The organism is Marinomonas sp. KMM3893 (assembly GCF_004352855.1).
GTDB classification, from domain to species: domain Bacteria; phylum Pseudomonadota; class Gammaproteobacteria; order Pseudomonadales; family Marinomonadaceae; genus Marinomonas; species Marinomonas arenicola.
Genome location: NZ_SJSC01000004.1, coordinates 102428 through 122488 on the forward strand (window position 1 = coordinate 102428; position 20061 = coordinate 122488).

Below are 20061 nucleotides of genomic sequence, written 5' to 3' on the forward strand. Positions count from 1 at the left end.
GTGAGCAAATTGACAAAACAAACTTTAGAAAGTCGTGTTGTACGTTATGGTGAGTTAGTACCTTGCAAAACTGCATTTATTGATACTCATACACCAGGATCGGATCAAAAAGAAAATTTTACCATTATTGGGGCTGGTGTCTCAGAAAGCCCAGATCAGCATGTCCATATCCGCGACACACCGGGATTTAATATTGGGGCTGCTGGCCAGCCACCAAAGTGTACTAATTCGCTACACACACACCGAACTGCCGAAGTGTTTTTTGTCCAGAAAGGAACATGGCGTTTTTTTTGGGGAATAGATGGCACAGATGGTGAGTTTATTGCCAAAGAGGGAGACTTATTCAATATTCCCACTGGCATTTTTCGCGGCTTTGAAAACGTCGGAGAAGAATACGGCATGATCATGGCTGTATTAGGTGGGAATGATGCGGGAGGCGGTGTGATTTGGGCTCCTCAGGTCATCCAAACGGCTAAACAGCACGGTTTGATTCTTGCTGAAACAGGCCGTCTATATGACACTAAAAAAGGCGAGTCCTTGCCTGTTGGTGTGAACCCAATGCCGATATTAACAAACGAGGAGCTCGCCGCGTTTCCGGTTGTGAATGAGCGAGATGTGATTCCTCATTATGTTGCCCGTTATCTAGACATAAAAGCCATGGGCAATAAAGAAACGGTTCAAGTACTTGGCGCACACGGCATTCTTAAGGATCGTCCCGGCTTTGAAATTGACTTTCTTCAAGCAGGGCAAAAAGGTCTAGGTGAACGTTATCGCAGTGACCAGCACGAGGTGTTTATGGTGCATGAAGGTCATTGGAAAATATGGGTGGATGATGAGTCTGCTATTTTAGCGCCGGGGGATACATGCGCCGTACCGCCAAACGTAGAGCGTAGTATTCAACCTAATGTCAGTGGCAGCACAGGACTCTTTTTGATACGCAGTACGAATGATGAAGCAGGCTACACCCAAAGTGTCTAATTCTACACTTCCTTTAGTGCTGGTCCCCGGCATGATGTGTGATCATCGCTTATACACCCATCAAGCTGTTGCATTAGGGAAAAAGAGACAGGTTCTTGTTGTGCATGTTGAGCATGGGCGCTCTATGGAAGCCATAGCCTGTGATGTTTTCTCGCAGATTCCTTGGTCACGGTTTGCACTTGGCGGACTTTCTATGGGGGGCATTATTGCAATGGAAATGGTGCGTCAGAAACCGGAACGGATTGCGGGTCTGGCGTTAATGGATACCAATCCATGGGCAGAGAGTCCTGACGTTAAAGCGCTACGGCAGCCACAAATTGACATGGCGAAGCAGGGGCGCTTTCTTGATGTTATTGAGCAGCAAATGGCGCCAAAGTATGGCGGATCTGCCGCAGAGCAAGAGAGTCAACTAGCGATAGTTTTGGACATGGCAAAGTCGCTTGGGAAAGAAGCCTTCATTAACCAATCAATCGCTCTGCGAGATAGGCCAGACCAAACAGACACCCTGAGAAACTTTGTCGGACCTAGTATTGCATTATGTGGTGAGCATGATCAGTTGTGTCCATTAGATCGTCATCAGGCTATTTGTCAACTTATGCCAAATTGTCAGCTTCATATTGTCCCTAATTCGGGGCATTTAATCACCTTACAAATGCCATTAGCAACGAATTCACACCTTGCTGATTGGTTGGAGACACTTATATGATATTTGATAAAGCGTATTTTGATGCCTTACGTTCTGTTGATACACCGACCATAGCAAATGCTATTGAAGTCGTATTAGGAAAACGCCAAGGCGATGGTTTTACACGCAGAACAGTCCTAGCCGCGGACCAATCGTTGCCTCCGATCTGTGGTTATGCTCGCACCGCTAAAATCAAAGCGGCAGTGCCCACAACGGAAGAGCCAGACGTCATTGCAGCACGAAGAATGGCTTATTATGAATACATGGCTGAGTCACCGGAGCACAGCATCGCCGTACTAGAAGACCTAGATTACCCTGATTGCGTTGGCGCCTATTGGGGTGAAATTAACACAAGTGTGCATAAGGGGTTTGGGTTAGGAGGAACATTAACCAATGGCGTTATGCGTGACCTAGATGCCATGGCAGAAGGTTATCAAGTCATAGCCGGCTCAATTGGGCCTTCACACGCGTATGTTCGTATTAAAGAAATTGATACGGCGGTCACCTTGTTTGATTTGACGATTCAGCCTGGAGATATGATTCACGCAGACAAACATGGTGCGGTTGTTATTCCTAAAGCCGCGCAAGCGGGTATGGTTGATGCCATTAAGAAGATGATTGAGCGAGAAAAAATCGTCCTAGATGCGGCCAATAAACCTGGTTTTAATTTTGCTGCTTTTAAGCAAGCTTGGACAGAATTTGAAGCAAAAAGAGAAAAGTAGTAGATAGGCTATGCCGTTTAAAAAGCCTTATTCATCAGACTATGAATAAGGCTTTTTATTGGCCAAAAACAGCCAGTATAACAGCGATTATTACCGCTAATTTACTGAACGGTTTTATACACGGCAGCAATGTCTTCGTCGCTAAAGCCAGCTTTTTTAGCCTGTTTGAACGCTTCGTTAGCGGTAGCGGCCGTTGGTAGAGACAGGTTTAGCTTATCGCCGAGTGCAACGGCGAGGCGCATGTCTTTTTGCATGTGTTTAAGCGGAAAGCTTACGGTGTAGTCTTCAGCCAGTAGCATGGCCCCTTTGCCTTTAAACATTGGGTTGGCGATGGCGCCAGCGGCAATAACTTCCAGAATTTTCTCACCGTCTAGCCCGGCTTTTTGACCAAGTGACATACCCTCACTAAAGATGCTTAACATGCCCCCCATCATCATATTGACGACCAGCTTCATGCTCGCACCTTGACCAACTTCGCCTAAAAAGGGCGACATTTTCCCCATGACATCAAACGCAGGAAGCGCCTCGTCATAAAGGGTTTTATCGCCAGCCGCTAAGATGATTAAAGTGCCGTCTTCGGCGGGTTTTTTGGTACCAGAAACCGGCGCTTCTAAAAAGCGGCCACCCGCGTTGGTAATGGCATCGGCAATCATTTGAGATGTGCTGTCGTCCACCGTCGACATATCAATGTAACCGCGGCCTTCACCTATGCCGGCCGCGACACCTTCAGGGCCTTGGCAAATCGCCAACGCCGCCGCAGGGTCGGAAACCATAGCAAAGGTAATATCACAGTGTGCGGCAACGCTTTTTGGGCTTGTGCCTTGTTTGGCGCCTAAGACAACGAGCTCGGTTGTCTTTTCGGCATTACGGTTCCAAACGGTGACATCGAAGCCTGCTTTAATGAGATTTTCTGCCATGGCTTTGCCCATGATGCCTAGTCCTAAAAAACCTACGCGAGTCATAATTTTCTCTCTATGTATCTAATGAGTTACGGATGACGACACTTTATCATGGCGACGTCTTTTGGGTCGATCTGAGCGCTAGCAAGCAATGTGACAATTTACGTCGCTGTTGTCAGCCATTGTTGTCAGCCATTAGCCAATGCCGTTTGGCGTGGTATTGAGGTCGCCTTGACGCGTGCCCAGACGCCTGATACGAAAGCGCCGGATGAAAGGGAGTGCGCACAAGATAAGGCCTAACTGCGAGTGCACTGATCTATGCCAAGGTTCTGTTGGAAGAAGTGTGTGCTAGCGCACAGAGTGGGTGTGCTCTTTGGCGATACAGTGCTAGGTGTCTTTTATATTCAGTACTGATCCACCCATTCAGTCTACGGATGCCATCAGTAAGGCGAAGATCAAGCTATCAAGCTGCGTGAATATTCATAATCCATCATGAACAACAAGCTGGGAGTAATAGGTTATGCAAATGGTACCGTTAGCATCACACCAACTGGCGTTAATGGATAAATATTGGCGAGCCAGTAATTATTTATCAGTTGGTCAGATTTACCTGCATAACAACCCTCTGTTAACTCGTCCTTTAGCCCTCGATGACGTTAAGCGTATCTTGCTGGGCCATTGGGGCACCACGCCCGGCCAAAATTTCATATACGTGCACCTTAATCGAATTATTAAGCAATACGACCTCAGTATGATTTTTATCTCAGGCCCCGGACATGGCGGTCCTGCGGTGGTGTCTCAAACGTATTTGGAAGGAAGTTACCGCGAAATTTACCCAGAGATCAGCCAAGACGCGGCAGGGTTACAAAAGCTGTTTAAGCAATTTTCCTTCCCTGGAGGGATTCCCAGCCATGCTTCGCCAGAGTGCCCAGGGTCGATTCACGAAGGGGGCGAACTGGGGTATTCACTGAGTCACGCATTTGGGGCTGTGTTCGACAATCCAGAACTTATTGCAGCGTGTGTAATAGGAGACGGTGAAGCGGAAACAGGCCCTTTAGCCACGGCGTGGCATTCGAATAAGTTTCTGAACCCAGTGAGTGATGGTGTGGTGTTGCCGATTCTTCATTTAAATGGTTACAAAATCGCCAATCCGACCATTCTGGCTCGCATTGGTGGTGAGGAGTTAGAGCAATTGCTGCGAGGCTATGGTTGGCAGCCGATTTTTGTGGCAGGCAGTGACCCAAAAAGTATGCATGAAGCCATGGCGCTGGCGCTGGATCAGGCGGTTCATGAGATCAAAGACATTAAGGCGAAGGCCGCTCAACAAGGGGCGTTTGAACGACCACGTTGGCCAATGATAGTGCTGAAATCTCCCAAAGGCTGGACAGGGCCAAAAACCGTGGATGGTGTGCCAATTGAAGGGACCTTTCATTCTCATCAAGTGCCCATTTCGAGCCCTGCTGCACGCCCAGAGCATTTGCCATTGCTTGAGGAATGGCTGCGTAGTTATCGGCCTGAAGAATTGTTTGATGAAAATGGGCGTTTATTAGACGCGTTGGCTGAGTTAGCGCCAAAGGGTAACCGTCGGATGGGGGCCAACCCTCATGCTAACGGTGGACTCTTGCTCAAGCCATTGGCGATGCCAGATTTCAAAGAGTTTGCCTGTGATGTACCAAATCATGGGGTGATGGGCATAGGCGATACCCATGTTCTAGGGCCTTTTCTACGGGATGTGGTAGCGCTTAACCCTGATAATTTTCGAGTCTTTGGCCCAGATGAAACCATTTCTAATGGCTTGGTGGCGTTATTCGACACCACTCAACGTCAATGGATGGGAGCAAATGACAGCAATGATGAACACCTAGGGCCACGCGGCCGAGTGATGGAAATGCTCAGTGAGCACCAGTGTCAGGGGTGGTTAGAAGGCTATTTATTAACTGGTCGACATGGTTTGTTCAATTGTTATGAGGCCTTTATACACATTATTGATTCGATGTTTAACCAGCACGCAAAATGGCTAAAAGTCGCTGGGCAGTTACCATGGCGCCCCAAAATTGCGTCGTTAAATTATCTCTTAGCGTCCCATGTATGGCGCCAAGATCACAATGGATTTTCCCATCAAGACCCAGGCTTTATTGATCATGTGGTGAATAAAAAATCGTCCATTGCCCGAGTCTATTTACCACCCGATGCCAATTGCTTGTTGTCGGTGATGGATCACTGTTTGCGCAGTCGACATTACGTCAATGTGGTGATAGCAGGCAAACACGCGGCGCCACAATGGTTAGACAAAGAGGCCGCCGCCGAACACTGTGCAGCGGGTATTGGTATCTGGTCATGGGCCAGTAACCTAGACCAAGCGCAAGGCGCAGATGTGGTAATGGCGTGTTGTGGTGATGTGCCAACGTTAGAAACCTTGGCGGCCGTGTCTATTTTACGAGAGGCGTTGCCAACGCTGAAAATTCAAGTGGTCAACGTCGTCGATTTAATGAAGCTGCAGGCGGAATCTGAGCATCCGCATGGTCTTAGTGATCACGCTTTTGATGCGCTCTTTACCACAGACAAACCGGTGATTTTTGCCTTTCACGCTTACCCGTCGTTGATCCACAAATTGACTTATCAGCGCACCAATCATAGCAACATTCATGTTCATGGTTATCAGGAAGAAGGCACGATTACGACGGCATTTGATATGACCGTATTAAATAAGATCGACCGTTTTCATTTGGTGATGGACGCGATTGATCGATTGCCTCAAACCGGCGAAAAGGGACGAGCGTTAAAACAAGAGCTCACTGACAAACTGGCTGAGCATCGCCTTTATATTAATGAATTCGGAGAAGACATGCCGGAGATTCGCGAGTGGCGCTGGTCTTGTGATAACGCAGAGCAAGAAGGGTAGGGTGAGCCTGCTCAAATAGCGCTCTTTGTGCGATGGCGCACAGAGAGTGTGAGCACGAGTCATTATGATGAAACCCCCGCTATCACTTAACGATAAAGTGCAGTGTGCTTGGTCGAGTAACGGTTATTTTCAGGAGCGATATAGACGATGGAATCCGCAGCTAGGTCTGACAATATTGGCAATGTGGTTGCGATACGAGGCAGTGTCGTAGACATAGTGTTTAAACAGCATTTACCGCCAATTCGCTCGTTATTACGCACCGGCACGGACGATCAAATTTACATCGAAGTGTTTTCTCAACTGGACGCCCAGCGAGTGCGAGGCATTGCCTTAACGCCGACGCAAGGGTTGGCTCGTGGCACGCTGGTGAAAGACACAGGCGGGCCTTTACAAACCCCCGTAGGTAACGGGATTTTATCGCGCATGTTTGACGTCTTTGGCAACACGATGGACAAACAAGCCGCCCCTAAAGACGTGCAATGGCGCTCGGTACACAGTGAGCCACCCAGCTTAGAAAAGCGCTCTACCAAAACACAGGTGTTCGAAACGGGCATTAAGGTCATCGACGTCTTAATGCCACTTGAACGTGGCGGCAAAGCGGGGTTATTTGGCGGCGCTGGGGTGGGCAAAACCGTATTGTTAACCGAAATGATCCATAACATGGTCGGACAGCATGCGGGGGTCAGTATTTTTTGTGGCATTGGTGAGCGCTGTCGTGAAGGGGAAGAGCTCTATCGAGATATGAAAGCGGCGGGTGTTTTGGACAACATGGTGATGATGTTTGGGCAAATGAATGAACCTCCAGGGGCTCGTTTTCGTGTGGGTCATGCGGCATTGACCATGGCGGAATACTTTCGGGACGACGAACACCGTGATGTTTTATTGTTGATCGACAATGTCTTTCGTTTTATTCAAGCGGGCATGGAAGTGTCTGGGTTAATGGGGCAAATGCCTGCGCGCTTGGGGTATCAACCGACCATGGGCACAGAGTTATCGCAACTTGAAGAGCGCATAGCGAACACTGGAAGTGGCGCGATTACCTCGATTCAAGCGGTTTACGTACCTGCCGACGATTTTACCGACCCGGCTGCCGTGCACACATTCTCCCACCTTTCTGCGTCCATTGTATTGTCTCGTAAGCGTGCCAGTGAAGGGCTTTATCCCGCGATCGACCCTTTGCAGTCCAGTTCAAAAATGGCGACTCCCAGTGTTATTGGCCAACGCCATTACGATTTAGCACAGGATATTCGTCGTACGTTGGCGCAATACGCAGAGCTCAAAGACATCATTGCCATGCTGGGTATGGAGCAGCTATCGCCAGAAGACCATAAAGTGGTGGGTCGGGCTCGTCGATTGGAGCGCTTTTTGACGCAACCTTTTTTTACCACCGAACAATTTACTGGCATGGCAGGCAAGTTGGTCAGTCTTGATGATGCATTGGATGGGTGTGAGCGGATCTTAAAGGATGAGTTTGAAGAGTACTCAGAGAACGCCCTGTATATGATCGGAGCGGTTGACGAAGCGCACGATAAGAACAAGGCAGCGGCCGTGAAGGAGAGTCAAGATGGCAACAGCCTACATGACGCTTAAAATTTTACTGCCTTACAAGGTGTTTGCGGAAGAACAAAACGTTCGCCGCATTGTCGCGATGACACCACAAGGCGCGTTTGGCCTTTTGCCACATCGCTTGGATTGTGTGGCGACGTTATCCGCTGGCATATTGGTCTTCGAAACGGAAGGGGCAGAAGAGTCTTATGTGGCGGTGGACGAGGGTGTTCTAGTAAAAACCGGACAGGAGGTGCGGGTGTCAGTGCGCAATGCCATGGCAGGAATGGGGTTGGAGCAACTGCGCGAAGCGGTGGAAAAAGAGTTTATGCAACTCAACGAGCAAGAGCAAAAGCTGCGCGCTGTGTTGGCGAAGATGGAGAACAACTTTATCCAGCACTTGGTTGCGTTTAAGCAGGACACCAACTCGCTATGAAAAACGGCCCAGAAAAAGACATCAAGCCGGCCTCTACACAGAGCGATCCGCCACGGTCAGCGGATCCATTAAGCGGCGATCAGCAAGACGATCACCAGAAACGTTATAGCCAACAAGTCGGCAAGATTGCGAAACGCAAACTCAATGCCCAGCGTCACATCACCAAAACAGTATGGTCGGGGTTGGGCATGATGGGGTTAGTGGGCTGGTCCGTGGCCATTCCTACGTTACTCGGTGCGGCACTTGGTATGTGGCTCGACGGTCGATACCCAGACACACACTCATGGACATTGGCCTTGTTGATCGCAGGGCTGTGTCTTGGTTGTTTTAATGCATGGCATTGGGTTGATAAAGAAGACAAAAACATTCATCGAAATGAGGAAGACGAGGATGATTGATTTCGGAAGTAACTTATGGGCCAGCAGTACGTTTTCGTTGTTCATCGGTGTGCTGCTGGGGGCTTTTTATTTTGCAGGACTGTGGTGGACAGTACGCCAACTAGGCCGCAGCCAATATACCGCTGGTTTGTTTTTATTGAGTCTGTTGGTGCGAACCTGCGTTGTCGTGATGACCTTTTATGTGTTTTTAGGGCATGACTGGCGGCAGTTATTGTTGGGTTTACTTGGCTTTTTTGTGATGCGTTTATTCACGACACACTGTATTCAGCTGAAGAATACTCAAGCGTTAGCGCCGGCCACATTGAGCGCTAAAGAAGCCGCTTCCCAGCAGAGGAAACCCTAATGCACCTTAGTCCAGATCAAATTGTGTATTGGCAAATGGGCTTTCTAAAACTGAATGCCACTATCGTTTTTACCTGGTTGGTGATCTTGCTATTGGTGGTGATGTCTGTGTTGGTAACGCGACATTTATCGACCAATTTGCAGCGATCACGCTGGCAAAATTTATTGGAAGTGGTGGTCATCACCATCAATAAGCAGATCGAGGAAGTCGGCTTAAGTCAGCCCCATAAATACCTTGGCTTTTTAGGCTCATTGTTTTTGTTTATTGCGGTTTGTGCGTTGGGCACCATGATACCCGGTTTTGAGCCACCGACTGGCTCACTGTCGACCACCGCGGCGTTAGCATTGTGTGTGCTGGTCGCTGTGCCCTTGTTTGGCATTCAAGAACAAGGCTTAGCTCGGTATCTGTCTACGTACGCCAAACCGACCATTATCATGTTGCCATTTAATATTATTAGCGAAGTGTCTCGTACCCTAGCTCTCGCTGTACGGCTCTTTGGCAACATGATGAGTGGTGCCATGATCTTGGCGATTTTGCTGACGATCACGCCGTTTTTATTCCCGATTGTGATGACCTTACTTGGGTTGCTGACGGGCATAGTGCAGGCGTATATCTTTTTTATTTTGGCGACTGTGTACATCGCAGCGGCGACGCGAACGCAAGAGTTTTCAGCACGCGATATTGCTCAACCCTAATCCCCTTTTTAATGTGATTAACCTAGACGGAGTAACTATGGACAGTATGACAATTATTGCAGTGGTATCGATTATTACCGCAGGGCTAACCATTGCCATCGGAGTGATCGGCCCTTCACTAGGGGAAGGTAAAGCGGTGGCCGTTGCTTTGTCCTCTTTGGCTCAGCAGCCAGATGCGTCGGCGACGATTACTCGAACCTTGTTTGTCGGTTTGGCGATGATTGAATCCACGGCTATTTATTGTTTTGTGGTGTCGATGATTTTGCTGTTTGCCAACCCTTTCTGGAACTATGGTGTTGCTCAAGTGACAGGGCAATAAATTATGTTAATTGATTGGTTTACTGTGATCGCACAGCTGGTTAATTTTCTGCTTTTAGTATGGTTACTGAAGCGCTTCTTATATCAGCCTATTTTGAGCACCATAGACGCTCGAGAAAAACGCATTGCCGATGAGTTTGCTGACGCCGATGCGAAAAGAACACAAGCTGAGCAGCAAGGTGAATTGTATCGCCATAAGAACCAAGTGTTTGATCAGCAGCGTATGGAAAAAATGAACAAGGTAAGCGCAGAAAGCAGTGCGGAGAAAGCGCGCTTGTTGGCGGCGGTTCGCGAGGAAGCAAATGCACTGCGCACCAAATTACTGCAAGCCTTACAAGACGAACAGCGTAGTTTGCAAGTGACCTTGCGTGATCGGGCACAGCAAGAAATTTTCGAAATAGCGCGAAAAACCCTCAAAGACCTTGCCGATGCGCCCCTTGAAACCAGTATGGTGGCGGTGTTTATTCGTCGCTTAAGAGAGCTAACAGGGCCAGAGAAGGCCCATTTTCAGGCCGGATTCAAAGACATTGAATCACCGGTGATAGTACGCAGCGCCTTTGATCTCTCAGAGCAACAAAGAGGGCTTATTAGCGAGGCGATCACAGCGCTTATTAACCCTAGCGTAAAGATTCAGTTTGAGACCGCGCCTGAGCTGATTAGTGGCATTGAAATGAATGCCAACGGACAGAAAGTGGCCTGGAGCATTGCGGATTATTTGACAACACTGACCCAGCGCGTGAATCAAGTGATGCAATCCCGAGATGAGCAAAACACAGAGCAGGGTAGCCATGACAAACACCTTTGATGAACTCTTCTCAAGCTTAGAGATCGCTCGAAACACCACGAACGCTGAGTTGAACCCCAGAGAAATTGGCATTATTACCAGTGTGGCAACTGGGGTTGCCAAGGTGTCTGGCTTGCCCAGTGTTGGGTTTGAAGAGTTGCTGAAATTTCCAGGCGATGTTTATGGCATTGCATTCAATGTGGATGAAGACGATATAGGCGTCGTGTTGCTGGGGGATTATTGGCATTTGCAAGCGGGGGACGAGGTCGAACGCTGTGGTCATGTGGTTGATGTTCCTGTGGGAAACAGCTTGATCGGGCGCATCATTACCCCGCTAGGCAAGCCGTTAGACGGTAATGGCGTTTTAGCCGCCACTCAGCGTTTACCGGTTGAGCGAGCGTCACCTGCGATCATGGATCGTGCCGCGGTGAGTGTGCCCTTGCAAACAGGCATTAAGGTCGTTGATGCCTTGATCCCCGTGGGCCGAGGTCAGCGAGAATTGATTTTGGGCGATCGCCAGACCGGAAAAACCGCCATTGCCCTCGATACTATTTTGAATCAGCGCGGCAAAGATGTTTTGTGTGTGTATTGCGCCATTGGTCAACGAGCCTCTGGGGTTGCGAAAGTCATCGCCAAGCTGCGTGAAGAAGGCGCCTTGGAATACACAGTGGTGGTCGTGACAGAAGGCAACGATCCACCAGGGCTTGCGTATTTGGCGCCTTATGCTGCCACCAGCATCGCTGAATATTTTATGGAGCAAGGTCGTGATGTGCTGATTGTGTATGATGATCTGACGCATCATGCGCGAGCGTACCGTGAACTCTCACTGTTACTGCGTCGTCCTCCTGGTCGAGAAGCGTTCCCCGGGGACATTTTTTACATTCACTCTCGGTTATTAGAGCGTGCTACCCATTTAAGCGATGAACTTGGTGGCGGCTCATTGACGGCCTTGCCGATTATTGAAACAGAAGCGCAGGACATGTCTGCCTATATTCCGACTAATCTGATTTCGATTACCGATGGCCAAATCTACCTTTCTCCTGAGTTATTTGAGTTGGGCGTATTGCCCGCGGTAGACGTGGGTAAATCTGTGTCTCGTGTGGGCGGTAAAGCGCAACGGGCGGCGTATCGTAGCGTTACCGTTGACCTCAAATTAGCGTATGCCCAGTTTGAAGAATTGGAAACTTTTGCTCGTTTTGGTGCTCGATTAGACGAGCAGACGTTAGCCATGATTGAGCATGGTCGACGCATTCGGGCGTGTTTGATGCAGTCTGAATTTGCGCCTGTGTCGATGGCTGAGCAAATCATTGTGTTGATCGCTTTGACTGGCGCTTTGTTCGACCCTGTCCCTTTAGCGAAAATGCCAGCGGCAGAGCAAGCGGTAAGGCAAGCCGCGGCCAATCTGTCCGACGACATGCTGGCACGTTTGGCCAGCACAGAAAAACTCAGTCACCAAGACAAAGCGGGCTTGTTGCAGTTGGCAGAGCAGGCGATGAAGGGATTTTTAGCCAAGGCTGAGCCAACCTCAGAAGCGCCCACGTCGACTGATGTAAGTGAGCCCTCATGAGAGACAGTATTGCCAGTCTGCGCCATAAAATCCGCAGTGCTCAAGATCTAAAGTCGGTCGTGCGCAGTATGAAAGCGATTGCGTCATCCAGTATTGGTCAATACGAAAGCGCGGTGCATTCACTGGACGATTACTATTACACGGTGAAATTAGGCTTGGCCGCGAGTTTAGGCTCAACGACTCAATACGCGGCTTCCCATGGAACACCTAGGTCGCAAGACATGGCGCCACAACAAGGTCTCCCATCGTCATCGCGTGTTCCTGCTGTAGGGGTGATCGTATTTGGTTCAGATCAAGGCTTGGTGGGGCAATTTAATGAATCCATGGTCGAATTTGTGGTGGCGTCCTTGGGCAATATCCCAGGAAAAAAACACCTTTGGGCCGTTGGAGAGCGTGTTCAATCCCGTTTGCAAGAGACGGATTTAGCAACAGAAGTGTGTTTCGCGTTACCTAATTCCATTCATGGAATTACGGATTTGGTTGGGAAAATCTTGATTTCATTGGAAGCCCAAAGAGAGCAGGGGGTGATTAATCAGGTGTATATTTTTCATCATCGGCCAGAATCGAATGCCATCTATCGGCCTGTGAATCAGCAATTGTTGCCCCTAGACGATGTTTGGCAGCGTCAGCTTATGGACATAGAGTGGCCGAGCAATAACTTGCCCGAAGTGATGCCAAACCAAGATCAAACACGCCGTGCGTTTGTGCGAGAATATTTATTTGTTAGCTTGTTTAGGGCGTGTGCGGAATCACTGGCCAGTGAAAATGCCAGCCGTTTGTCGGCGATGCAACGGGCTGAAAAGAACATTGATGAATTGCAGGAAAGCCTCAATCAAACATATCATCGACTACGTCAAAGTGGCATTGACGAAGAGTTGTTCGATGTTATCTCTGGCTTTGAAGCCCTGAGCTAACAGATTAACCAACCCACAAGAAATAGTTCATTGTGCCTCCTTCGCTTAAGTGGCCGGGGTCAAATCTCTTTAAACGCACCCCATTGAGTAACGGCTAGTCCAGTAGGATTTTAAAGGGAAATGACCCCTTAGTCCGAAAGCGGCATTTAGATTTCCTTAGGTGGATCTTGGTTCTTGAAGCGATAGATTCGTTCATTCGATGCAACGAAGTTGCGCGACTTGATGACATATCAACATTTAAACACGCTCTAAACACCTTCCTTAAATAATCGACGTATTGCCGCTGTCATGTACAACGGAAATCATACGCTAAAGGTCTTAAAGAGACTTTTTGGTTACTTTTTTATCAATTGAAAAAAGTTACACGCTCAGCAGAGCGGAATAAAGGTCGGGAATACAAAGCGTTGGAATGAAAGCGACACATTCAGATGTTCAGATTTCGAGGTATTTGGCCACTCTCTTTTTCAAGTATTCCAACCCACAAGAGCAAAAACTACGGTGGATGATATCTGATCGATTGTAAAAGTGTGTCCTAGATCAAGAAACAGACAAATGAGGCAGTCTTATTCTAAGCGATTGTTCAAAATACACCCTATGATGGAAGAACGAATTCTTAAGAGTGGACAATATTATGCTCGAAGCCATTAACCCAGCCCTGTCACCGCTTAAAAATCAACTGCTCGCGTCTTTAACGCCGGAGGAGCAAGGTCGCCTGTTTCCTTACCTTGAATTGGTTATGTTGCCACTTAAGCAGGTGTTGTACGGAATAGACGATAAAGTCGCGACGCTTTACTTTCCTATTGATGCCATAGTGTCATTGCTGCACGTAATGGAAAATGGCGCCTCGGCGGAGACGGCGATGGTGGGCAAAGAGGGGCTGGTGGGTTTCGCTTTGTTTATGGGGGGAGAAAGTTCGTCGAGCCGAGCGATTGTTCAAAGTGCAGGCTATGCCTACCGTTTAAAAGGGTCTGTGTTTATCAGCGAATTTCAGCGTCACGGCAAATTGCTTGATTTGGTATTGCGTTATACGCAGTCACTGATGTCCCAAAAAGCGCAGACGGCAGTGTGCAATCGCCATCATTCGATTGATCAGCAATTGTGTCGCTGGTTATTGTTGTCCATTGACCGTTTGCCAGACAACCATTTGGCGGTCACCCATGAATTAATTGCCAATATGCTGGGCGTGCGTCGCGAAGGCATTACAGAGGCAGCGGGTAAATTACAAAAATTAGGTGTCATTGAGCATCATCGTGGGCATATAACCGTATTGGATAGGCAAGCGCTCGAAGCATTGAGTTGTGAGTGTTATGCGGTGGTGAAAAAAGAAACCGATCGCTTGCTGCCGTTCCCATGTCGCAATCACCATACCCATCTTAAAATCAGCTAATTTCTTCATCTAAGCGGCTTCTGATATTAGCTGTTCTCAAGTCTTTCAGGTGTTTTTAGCCTGCGTGCTTGTGTACGAAAGTCTTTTTTAGAGCCTCCCTTTTTAAAACTTTTAGGGTATTACCCTTCGCTACCTTGTGTGAATCTACCCATTTGATGATTAAACTCTTTTAAATTTAAAGTCTTTTAAAAGTTTAAATAAAAAGTAATCGTCTCAATACACAAATCGGTATTTTAATTAATAATGTTTGTCTGTGCGCTATCGCACATAAGCAACACTGGTTTTAATGTAAATAAAAAATAACCTTAAAGGTTGGCTTTTATTAGACTCATGATTGATAGTCTTGTTTTTAAATGGGTTTGTTTGACGGTTTGTCTGTTTTATATTTTTTGTTTGGTGTTTTTTTTATTTTTATAAATGGTTTTTTAGTTGGCCTTTTAATGATTTGACGCAATGAAATTGTGCGTCATCTTGCCTCATAATATGTCGTGTTTTGAATTCTGATTGATCTGGTGTGGTGATTTTTAATTTGAATGATATTCCTCTCTTTGTTTTATGCAGTGAGAGTGAATAGATGTTTTTAGAATGGAAAATCAAAATGAATTATTTGATTGGAAAGGATAATAATAATGACATTTCGATTCCCAACCGCTTATACAATTCTATTTATGTTGATTGTATTGGTTGCAGCAGGCACTTGGATTGTACCTGCTGGTAACTATGAACGCGTACAAAGTGCGCTCTTAGGAAAAGAAGTGCCTGTACCAGGCACTTACCATTCTGTTGAGGCCAACCCTCAAGGGGTGGTTGATGTGTTTTTGGCGCCTATCGCTGGTTTTTACAACCCTGATAGTTATGAAGCCGCCGCCATTGATGTGGCTTTATTCGTGCTGATCCTAGGTGGTTTCTTAGGGGTTGTTGCGCAAACTGGCGCCATTGATACGGGCATCGGTCGTGCGATGGTGAAGTTAAAAGGCCATGAGAAATGGATGATTCCTATTCTTATGGCGTTGTTTGCTTTAGGTGGTAGTACCTACGGTATGGCGGAAGAGTCGCTCGCCTTCTACGCCTTGTTAATTCCTGTCATGCTCGCGGCTGGGTATGACGCTGTGGTTGCCGTTGCGGTGATTCTTTTAGGCGCAGGCATTGGCTGCTTAGGGTCGACCATTAATCCTTTTGCAACCGTCATTGCAGCGAACGCCGCCGATATTCCCTTCACACAAGGGATAGGCTTGCGCTGTTTTATCTTGGTGAGTGGCTGGCTAGCGTGCGTTGTTTATGTGATGCGATACGCTGCCAAAGTGAAAAAAGACCCTTCTTTGTCGATAGTCGCGGACCACAGTGCAGAAATTGAAGCGCAGTTTCGCAAAGACGCCCATAACGACAGTGATTCCATTTTGAGTCTTTCGCAAAAAATTGTGCTGATTATCTTTGCTTTGACATTTGTCGTGATGATTTGGGGTGTTTCTAGCCAGGGTTGGTGGATGGCCAAAATGGGCGCGCTCTTTATTGCTTCTTCTATTTTGATCGGTTTGATCACCAGAATGGGCGAAAAACATTTTACCGAGGTGTTTATCAATGGCGCTCGTGACCTGCTTGGGGTGGCCATTATTATTGGTATCGCACGGGGTATTGTCGTTGTTATGGATGCAGGGCACATGACCGATACGATTCTGCACCTTGGTGAACAAACACTCAGTGGACTACCGGCGGTGGTCTTTATCAATGCTATGTATGGCATTGAACTTCTCATGTCATTTTTCGTTCCTTCTTCGTCTGGTTTGGCGGTCTTAAGCATGCCGATCATGGCGCCTCTTGCTGATTTTTCCGGGGTGGGGCGTGAGCTGGTGGTGACGGCTTTTCAATCCGCGAATGGCTTGGTGAACCTGTTTAATCCAACATTTGCCGTGGTAATGGGGGCGTTGGCCATTGGCAAAGTGCCTTACGAACGATGGTTGCGTTTTATTTGGCCGCTGTTGCTGATACTCAGCGCCATCATTATGGGGTCGTTAAGTGTGGTCGCGTTAAGCGCTTAAGGCGTTGCGTGTTCACTTCTTTAATGGGCCTGCATGGATTTCTTTGTGGTGATCGTGGGTAGGCCTTTTTAGACAGTTTAAAAGGACAAGAAAATGATCGAGTTTGGTGTTCATTCTGAAATAGGTAAATTACGAAAAGTCATTGTTTGTCGACCAGGCCTTGCCCATTCTCGCCTGACGCCTGCCAATGCGGCTGAATTATTGTATGACGATGTGTTATGGGTTCAGCAAGCACGCACGGACCATATGGATTTTTGCATGAAAATGGAAAGTCGCGGCGTACAAGTATTGGAATTTGGTCAATTATTAAAAGAAACCATCCGCAATAAAAAGGCTCGGGCATGGATTCTGGACCGTCGTATTGATGAGAATCAAGTGGGCGTGGGCATGCTCAATGAACTGCGCAGTTGGCTTGATGGCATGTCTGATGATCAGCTGGCTGTTTTTTTAATCGGTGGTATTTCAGTGCATGACTTGCCATTCAAACCGCACGGTATGTTTGGTAATTATCTGGGTGAAGATGGCTTTGTGATTCCACCATTACCGAACACCCAATTTACGCGGGATAACAGTAGCTGGATTTACAACGGCGTCACTGTAAATCCTATGTATTGGCCTGCCCGCCGTCCTGAAACATTATTGATTACCGCTATTTACCAGTTTCATCCGGCTTTTGCTCCAGCGTTTAATCGTGGTGATTTTAAAATCTGGTGGGGAAATCCAGATGAAGATCATGGTCCGGCGACCGCAGAAGGTGGAGATGTGATGCCTTTAGGTAATGGCAGTGTGCTCATCGGTATGGGAGAGCGGACATCGCCTCAAGCGGTTGGGCAAATTGCACAACAACTCTTTGAACAAGGCACTGCCACTCGCGTGGTGGCTTGCCAAATGCCTCGTTCACGTTCGGCAATGCATTTAGACACAGTATTTAGCCATTGTGACCGTGAGGTAGCAACGGCATTTGTCGATGTGTGTGACGAGATCCAATGTTATAGCCTTCGCCCTGGCGACAATGCCAAAAATATTGATTTTAGAAAAGAAGAGAAGCACTTATTTGATGTTGCAGCAGAGTGCATAGGGATTAAAGCATTAAACATAGTACAAACCGGTGGTGATAATTATCAAAAAGAGCGCGAGCAGTGGGATGACGGTAATAACGTGGTGGCATTAGAACCTGGCGTGGTGGTGGCTTATGACCGGAATACTTACACCAATACTTTATTGCGCAAAGCCGGAGTGGAAGTAATTACGATTAGCAGCGCAGAATTGGGAAGAGGGCGTGGTGGTGGCCATTGTATGACCTGTCCTGTTTGGCGCGACCCTGTTGACTATTAATAAGCGGTTCTACTAACGCACAACTTATTAATAGTCGGTTATAACAGACCATTGTGTTAGAGGGTCTGTTGACTAAGCCAGTAGCGAATTATTGATAAAACATCGGTTTATGCTTCTTTAATAAGTGGCCGATGTTATCTGCTGTTGCAGACCATTAGCAAAGGAACTCACAGATGTCATTTAACATACGTAATAAAAATTTTCTCAAATTATTGGATTTTAATCAGAGAGAAGTCAGTTTTTTATTGGATTTGGCTCGAGACCTAAAACGCGCCAAATATTCAGGCATGGAGCAGAAGGGACTACTAGGTAAAAACATCTGCCTTATTTTTGAAAAGTCCTCAACACGAACATTTTGCGCGTTTGAAGTTGCAGCTTTTGATCAAGGCGCACAGGTTACGTATTTAGGCCCAACGGGTTCTCAAATTGGTAAAAAAGAATCGATGAAAGACACCGCCCGAGTATTGGGTCGGATGTACGATGCGATTGAATATCGCGGCTATGGTCAGAAGGTTGTTGATGAGCTTGCTCGCTATGCGGGGGTGCCTGTTTTTAATGGTTTAACCGATGAGTTTCACCCAACACAGATGTTGGCTGATTTATTAACCATGCAAGAAAATAGCCGTAAGCCATTGAGCGATATCAGTTATGCCTTTGTGGGAGATGCGCATTCTAACATGGGGCATTCGTTGATGATTGCGGGCTGCTTAATGGGCATGGACGTACGCATTGCCGCCCCTAAATCACTTTGGCCAAGTGCCGAGTATTTAACACCGGCGAAAGAGCTCGCGGAGCGCTACGGCGCCAGACTCACGATCACCGAAGACCCAAAAGAAGCGGTCAAGGGATGTGACTTTATTCATACCGATGTCTGGGTGTCTATGGGTGAACCTGACGAGGTTTGGAAAGAAAGAATTGAGCTACTCACACCGTATCGGGTGGACAGTGAATTGATGAAAGCCACCGGTGTCAGCAACACCAAGTTTATGCATTGTTTGCCGGCTTTTCATAATCGCGAGACTGTGATCGGGGAGGAGATGTTCCAAAAGTTCGGTATTTCTGAAATGGAAGTGTCTGATGAGGTATTTGAATCGGTTGCTGGTATTCAGTTTGAACAAGCAGAGAACCGATTGCACACGATCAAAGCCATGCTAGTGGCGACATTAGGCAACTGAGGAAGGGTTTATGCGAATTGTAGTTGCACTCGGTGGTAATGCCTTATTGAAACGCGGCGAGCCACTGACCGCTCAAGCGCAGCGCGCAAACATTAAAATTGCGGCCAGCGCATTGGCGAAAATTGCAGTGGGAAATGAGCTTATTATTACCCACGGTAATGGGCCGCAAGTTGGTTTGCTTGCGTTACAAGGCAATGCGTATAAACCCAAAGAACTTTACCCGTTGGATGTGTTGGGGGCAGAAACAGAGGGCATGATCGGCTACATGATCGAGCAAGAGATGGGCAATTTAGTCCCTACTGAACGTCCATTAGTGACCTTGTTGACCATGGTGGAAGTGGATTCGCAAGATCCAGCGTTTTCTAATCCTACGAAATTCATTGGCCCGGTTTATGACGAAGCGGAAGCAAAACAAGTCGGTCAAGATAACGCTTGGACGATGAGGCCGGATGGCGACAAGTGGCGTCGTGTGGTGCCATCGCCGTTACCAAAGCGGATTTTTGAAATTCGTCCCATCCGTTGGTTATTGGAGAAAAACACCATAGTGATTGCCAGTGGTGGCGGTGGCATTCCAACGCTGTTTGATAAAGACCATCGTCTACAGGGCGTGGAAGCGGTGATCGATAAAGATTTATCCAGCGAATTATTGGCGCGCGACTTGGATGCGGATTTGTACATCATGGCCACGGACGCCCCCGCGGTGTTTCTGGATTGGAATAGCCCGAAACAAAAAGGCATAAAAGCCGTCAATCCCACCGATCTTGCTCAGTATGAATTTGCCGCTGGGTCGATGGGGCCCAAGGTTAACGCGGCTTGCCAATTCGCAGAAAGAACCGGTAAACGTGCCGCCATTGGGGCATTAGACGCATTAGAAGAGATAGTCGCAGGCACCGCAGGTACGCACGTTAGTCAGCAGACGCCAACCATGACGTGCTATTGATT

At 47.6% G+C, this 20061-nt stretch carries 20 protein-coding genes; 19 read left to right on the plus strand and 1 reads right to left on the minus strand.

Annotated elements, in window-relative coordinates; translation table 11 throughout:
- Positions 1-9: 9 nt before the first annotated feature.
- The 3 genes from E0D71_RS11365 to E0D71_RS11375 are packed head-to-tail and all read left to right on the plus strand — an operon-like array spanning position 10 to position 2385.
- A complete protein-coding gene (locus E0D71_RS11365; protein WP_207923382.1) occupies positions 10-978 on the plus strand; it encodes a cupin domain-containing protein in 969 nt (322 codons plus the stop codon).
- Positions 971-1684, plus strand: a complete 714-nt coding sequence (locus tag E0D71_RS11370) for an alpha/beta hydrolase (RefSeq protein WP_207923383.1) — start codon at positions 971-973, stop codon at positions 1682-1684. Before E0D71_RS11365 ends, E0D71_RS11370 begins: the two co-directional genes overlap by 8 nt.
- Positions 1681-2385: an RraA family protein gene (locus E0D71_RS11375; protein ID WP_133003428.1), complete on the plus strand. Its 705-nt coding sequence runs from the start codon at positions 1681-1683 to the stop codon at positions 2383-2385. Before E0D71_RS11370 ends, E0D71_RS11375 begins: the two co-directional genes overlap by 4 nt.
- 101 nt (positions 2386-2486) lie before the next feature.
- Here the strand turns inward: E0D71_RS11375 and E0D71_RS11380 are convergent, their stop codons facing one another.
- Positions 2487-3347: an NAD(P)-dependent oxidoreductase gene (locus tag E0D71_RS11380; RefSeq protein ID WP_133003429.1), complete on the minus strand. Its 861-nt coding sequence runs from the start codon at positions 3345-3347 to the stop codon at positions 2487-2489.
- Between the two features lie 90 nt (positions 3348-3437).
- On the opposite strand from E0D71_RS11380, the gene E0D71_RS17405 reads away from it, so the two are divergent.
- The 16 genes from E0D71_RS17405 to arcC all read left to right on the plus strand — a co-directional run bounded on the left by E0D71_RS17405 (position 3438) and on the right by arcC (position 20059).
- On the plus strand, positions 3438-3584 hold the full coding sequence (locus tag E0D71_RS17405) for a hypothetical protein (RefSeq protein ID WP_165942990.1): 147 nt from the start codon (positions 3438-3440) through the stop codon (positions 3582-3584).
- A gap of 220 nt (positions 3585-3804) precedes the next feature.
- Positions 3805-6186, plus strand: coding sequence for a phosphoketolase family protein (locus E0D71_RS11385; RefSeq protein ID WP_133003430.1), 2382 nt, complete (start codon positions 3805-3807; stop codon positions 6184-6186).
- 147 nt (positions 6187-6333) lie between these two features.
- Complete coding sequence (gene atpD, locus E0D71_RS11390) at positions 6334-7776, plus strand: F0F1 ATP synthase subunit beta (RefSeq protein WP_133003431.1); 1443 nt, start codon at positions 6334-6336, stop codon at positions 7774-7776.
- Positions 7751-8167: a F0F1 ATP synthase subunit epsilon gene (locus E0D71_RS11395; protein ID WP_133003432.1), complete on the plus strand. Its 417-nt coding sequence runs from the start codon at positions 7751-7753 to the stop codon at positions 8165-8167. The genes atpD and E0D71_RS11395 overlap by 26 nt, the downstream gene beginning before the upstream one ends.
- Complete coding sequence (locus E0D71_RS11400) at positions 8164-8565, plus strand: AtpZ/AtpI family protein (RefSeq protein ID WP_133003433.1); 402 nt, start codon at positions 8164-8166, stop codon at positions 8563-8565. Before E0D71_RS11395 ends, E0D71_RS11400 begins: the two co-directional genes overlap by 4 nt.
- Positions 8558-8908, plus strand: a complete 351-nt coding sequence (locus E0D71_RS11405; RefSeq protein ID WP_133003434.1) for an ATP synthase subunit I — start codon at positions 8558-8560, stop codon at positions 8906-8908. Before E0D71_RS11400 ends, E0D71_RS11405 begins: the two co-directional genes overlap by 8 nt.
- Positions 8908-9603, plus strand: coding sequence for a F0F1 ATP synthase subunit A (locus tag E0D71_RS11410; protein ID WP_133003435.1), 696 nt, complete (start codon positions 8908-8910; stop codon positions 9601-9603). The genes E0D71_RS11405 and E0D71_RS11410 overlap by 1 nt, the downstream gene beginning before the upstream one ends.
- Before the next feature lie 37 nt (positions 9604-9640).
- The gene (locus E0D71_RS11415) at positions 9641-9922 is read left to right on the plus strand and encodes a F0F1 ATP synthase subunit C (RefSeq protein WP_133003436.1); all 282 of its coding nucleotides are present in this window, start codon (positions 9641-9643) and stop codon (positions 9920-9922) included.
- 3 nt (positions 9923-9925) lie between these two features.
- On the plus strand, positions 9926-10726 hold the full coding sequence (locus E0D71_RS11420; protein WP_133003437.1) for a F0F1 ATP synthase subunit delta: 801 nt from the start codon (positions 9926-9928) through the stop codon (positions 10724-10726).
- A complete protein-coding gene (locus E0D71_RS11425; RefSeq protein ID WP_133003438.1) occupies positions 10710-12272 on the plus strand; it encodes an alternate F1F0 ATPase, F1 subunit alpha in 1563 nt (520 codons plus the stop codon). Before E0D71_RS11420 ends, E0D71_RS11425 begins: the two co-directional genes overlap by 17 nt.
- Positions 12269-13186, plus strand: a complete 918-nt coding sequence (locus E0D71_RS11430; RefSeq protein ID WP_133003439.1) for a F0F1 ATP synthase subunit gamma — start codon at positions 12269-12271, stop codon at positions 13184-13186. Before E0D71_RS11425 ends, E0D71_RS11430 begins: the two co-directional genes overlap by 4 nt.
- A gap of 631 nt (positions 13187-13817) precedes the next feature.
- Positions 13818-14573 (plus strand): Crp/Fnr family transcriptional regulator, encoded by a 756-nt coding sequence (locus tag E0D71_RS11435; RefSeq protein ID WP_133003440.1) that lies wholly within the window; start codon positions 13818-13820, stop codon positions 14571-14573.
- 629 nt (positions 14574-15202) lie between these two features.
- Complete coding sequence (locus E0D71_RS11440) at positions 15203-16609, plus strand: YfcC family protein (protein WP_133003441.1); 1407 nt, start codon at positions 15203-15205, stop codon at positions 16607-16609.
- 93 nt (positions 16610-16702) lie between these two features.
- A complete protein-coding gene (locus E0D71_RS11445; protein ID WP_133003442.1) occupies positions 16703-17944 on the plus strand; it encodes an arginine deiminase in 1242 nt (413 codons plus the stop codon).
- A 173-nt stretch (positions 17945-18117) separates the two neighbouring features.
- Positions 18118-19119 (plus strand): ornithine carbamoyltransferase, encoded by a 1002-nt coding sequence (gene argF / locus E0D71_RS11450; protein WP_133003443.1) that lies wholly within the window; start codon positions 18118-18120, stop codon positions 19117-19119.
- Positions 19120-19129: 10 nt separating this feature from the next.
- A complete protein-coding gene (gene arcC, locus E0D71_RS11455; protein WP_133003444.1) occupies positions 19130-20059 on the plus strand; it encodes a carbamate kinase in 930 nt (309 codons plus the stop codon).
- The last annotated feature ends 2 nt before the right edge of the window (positions 20060-20061 follow it).

Bases quoted from the DNA above. Each gene is read 5' to 3' on its own strand.
- E0D71_RS11375 (WP_133003428.1), top strand. From the start codon at position 1,681: ATGATATTTGATAAAGCGTATTTTGATGCCTTACGTTCTGTTGATACA.
- arcC (WP_133003444.1), top strand. From the start codon at position 19,130: ATGCGAATTGTAGTTGCACTCGGTGGTAATGCCTTATTGAAACGCGGC.
- E0D71_RS11435 (WP_133003440.1), top strand. From the start codon at position 13,818: ATGCTCGAAGCCATTAACCCAGCCCTGTCACCGCTTAAAAATCAACTG.
- E0D71_RS11440 (WP_133003441.1), top strand. From the start codon at position 15,203: ATGACATTTCGATTCCCAACCGCTTATACAATTCTATTTATGTTGATT.
- E0D71_RS11380 (WP_133003429.1), bottom strand. From the start codon at position 3,347: ATGACTCGCGTAGGTTTTTTAGGACTAGGCATCATGGGCAAAGCCATG.
- argF (WP_133003443.1), top strand. From the start codon at position 18,118: ATGTCATTTAACATACGTAATAAAAATTTTCTCAAATTATTGGATTTT.
- E0D71_RS11415 (WP_133003436.1), top strand. From the start codon at position 9,641: ATGGACAGTATGACAATTATTGCAGTGGTATCGATTATTACCGCAGGG.
- E0D71_RS11385 (WP_133003430.1), top strand. From the start codon at position 3,805: ATGCAAATGGTACCGTTAGCATCACACCAACTGGCGTTAATGGATAAA.
- E0D71_RS11405 (WP_133003434.1), top strand. From the start codon at position 8,558: ATGATTGATTTCGGAAGTAACTTATGGGCCAGCAGTACGTTTTCGTTG.
- E0D71_RS11410 (WP_133003435.1), top strand. From the start codon at position 8,908: ATGCACCTTAGTCCAGATCAAATTGTGTATTGGCAAATGGGCTTTCTA.
- E0D71_RS11430 (WP_133003439.1), top strand. From the start codon at position 12,269: ATGAGAGACAGTATTGCCAGTCTGCGCCATAAAATCCGCAGTGCTCAA.
- atpD (WP_133003431.1), top strand. From the start codon at position 6,334: ATGGAATCCGCAGCTAGGTCTGACAATATTGGCAATGTGGTTGCGATA.
- E0D71_RS11400 (WP_133003433.1), top strand. From the start codon at position 8,164: ATGAAAAACGGCCCAGAAAAAGACATCAAGCCGGCCTCTACACAGAGC.
- E0D71_RS11395 (WP_133003432.1), top strand. From the start codon at position 7,751: ATGGCAACAGCCTACATGACGCTTAAAATTTTACTGCCTTACAAGGTG.
- E0D71_RS11420 (WP_133003437.1), top strand. From the start codon at position 9,926: ATGTTAATTGATTGGTTTACTGTGATCGCACAGCTGGTTAATTTTCTG.
- E0D71_RS11425 (WP_133003438.1), top strand. From the start codon at position 10,710: ATGACAAACACCTTTGATGAACTCTTCTCAAGCTTAGAGATCGCTCGA.
- E0D71_RS11445 (WP_133003442.1), top strand. From the start codon at position 16,703: ATGATCGAGTTTGGTGTTCATTCTGAAATAGGTAAATTACGAAAAGTC.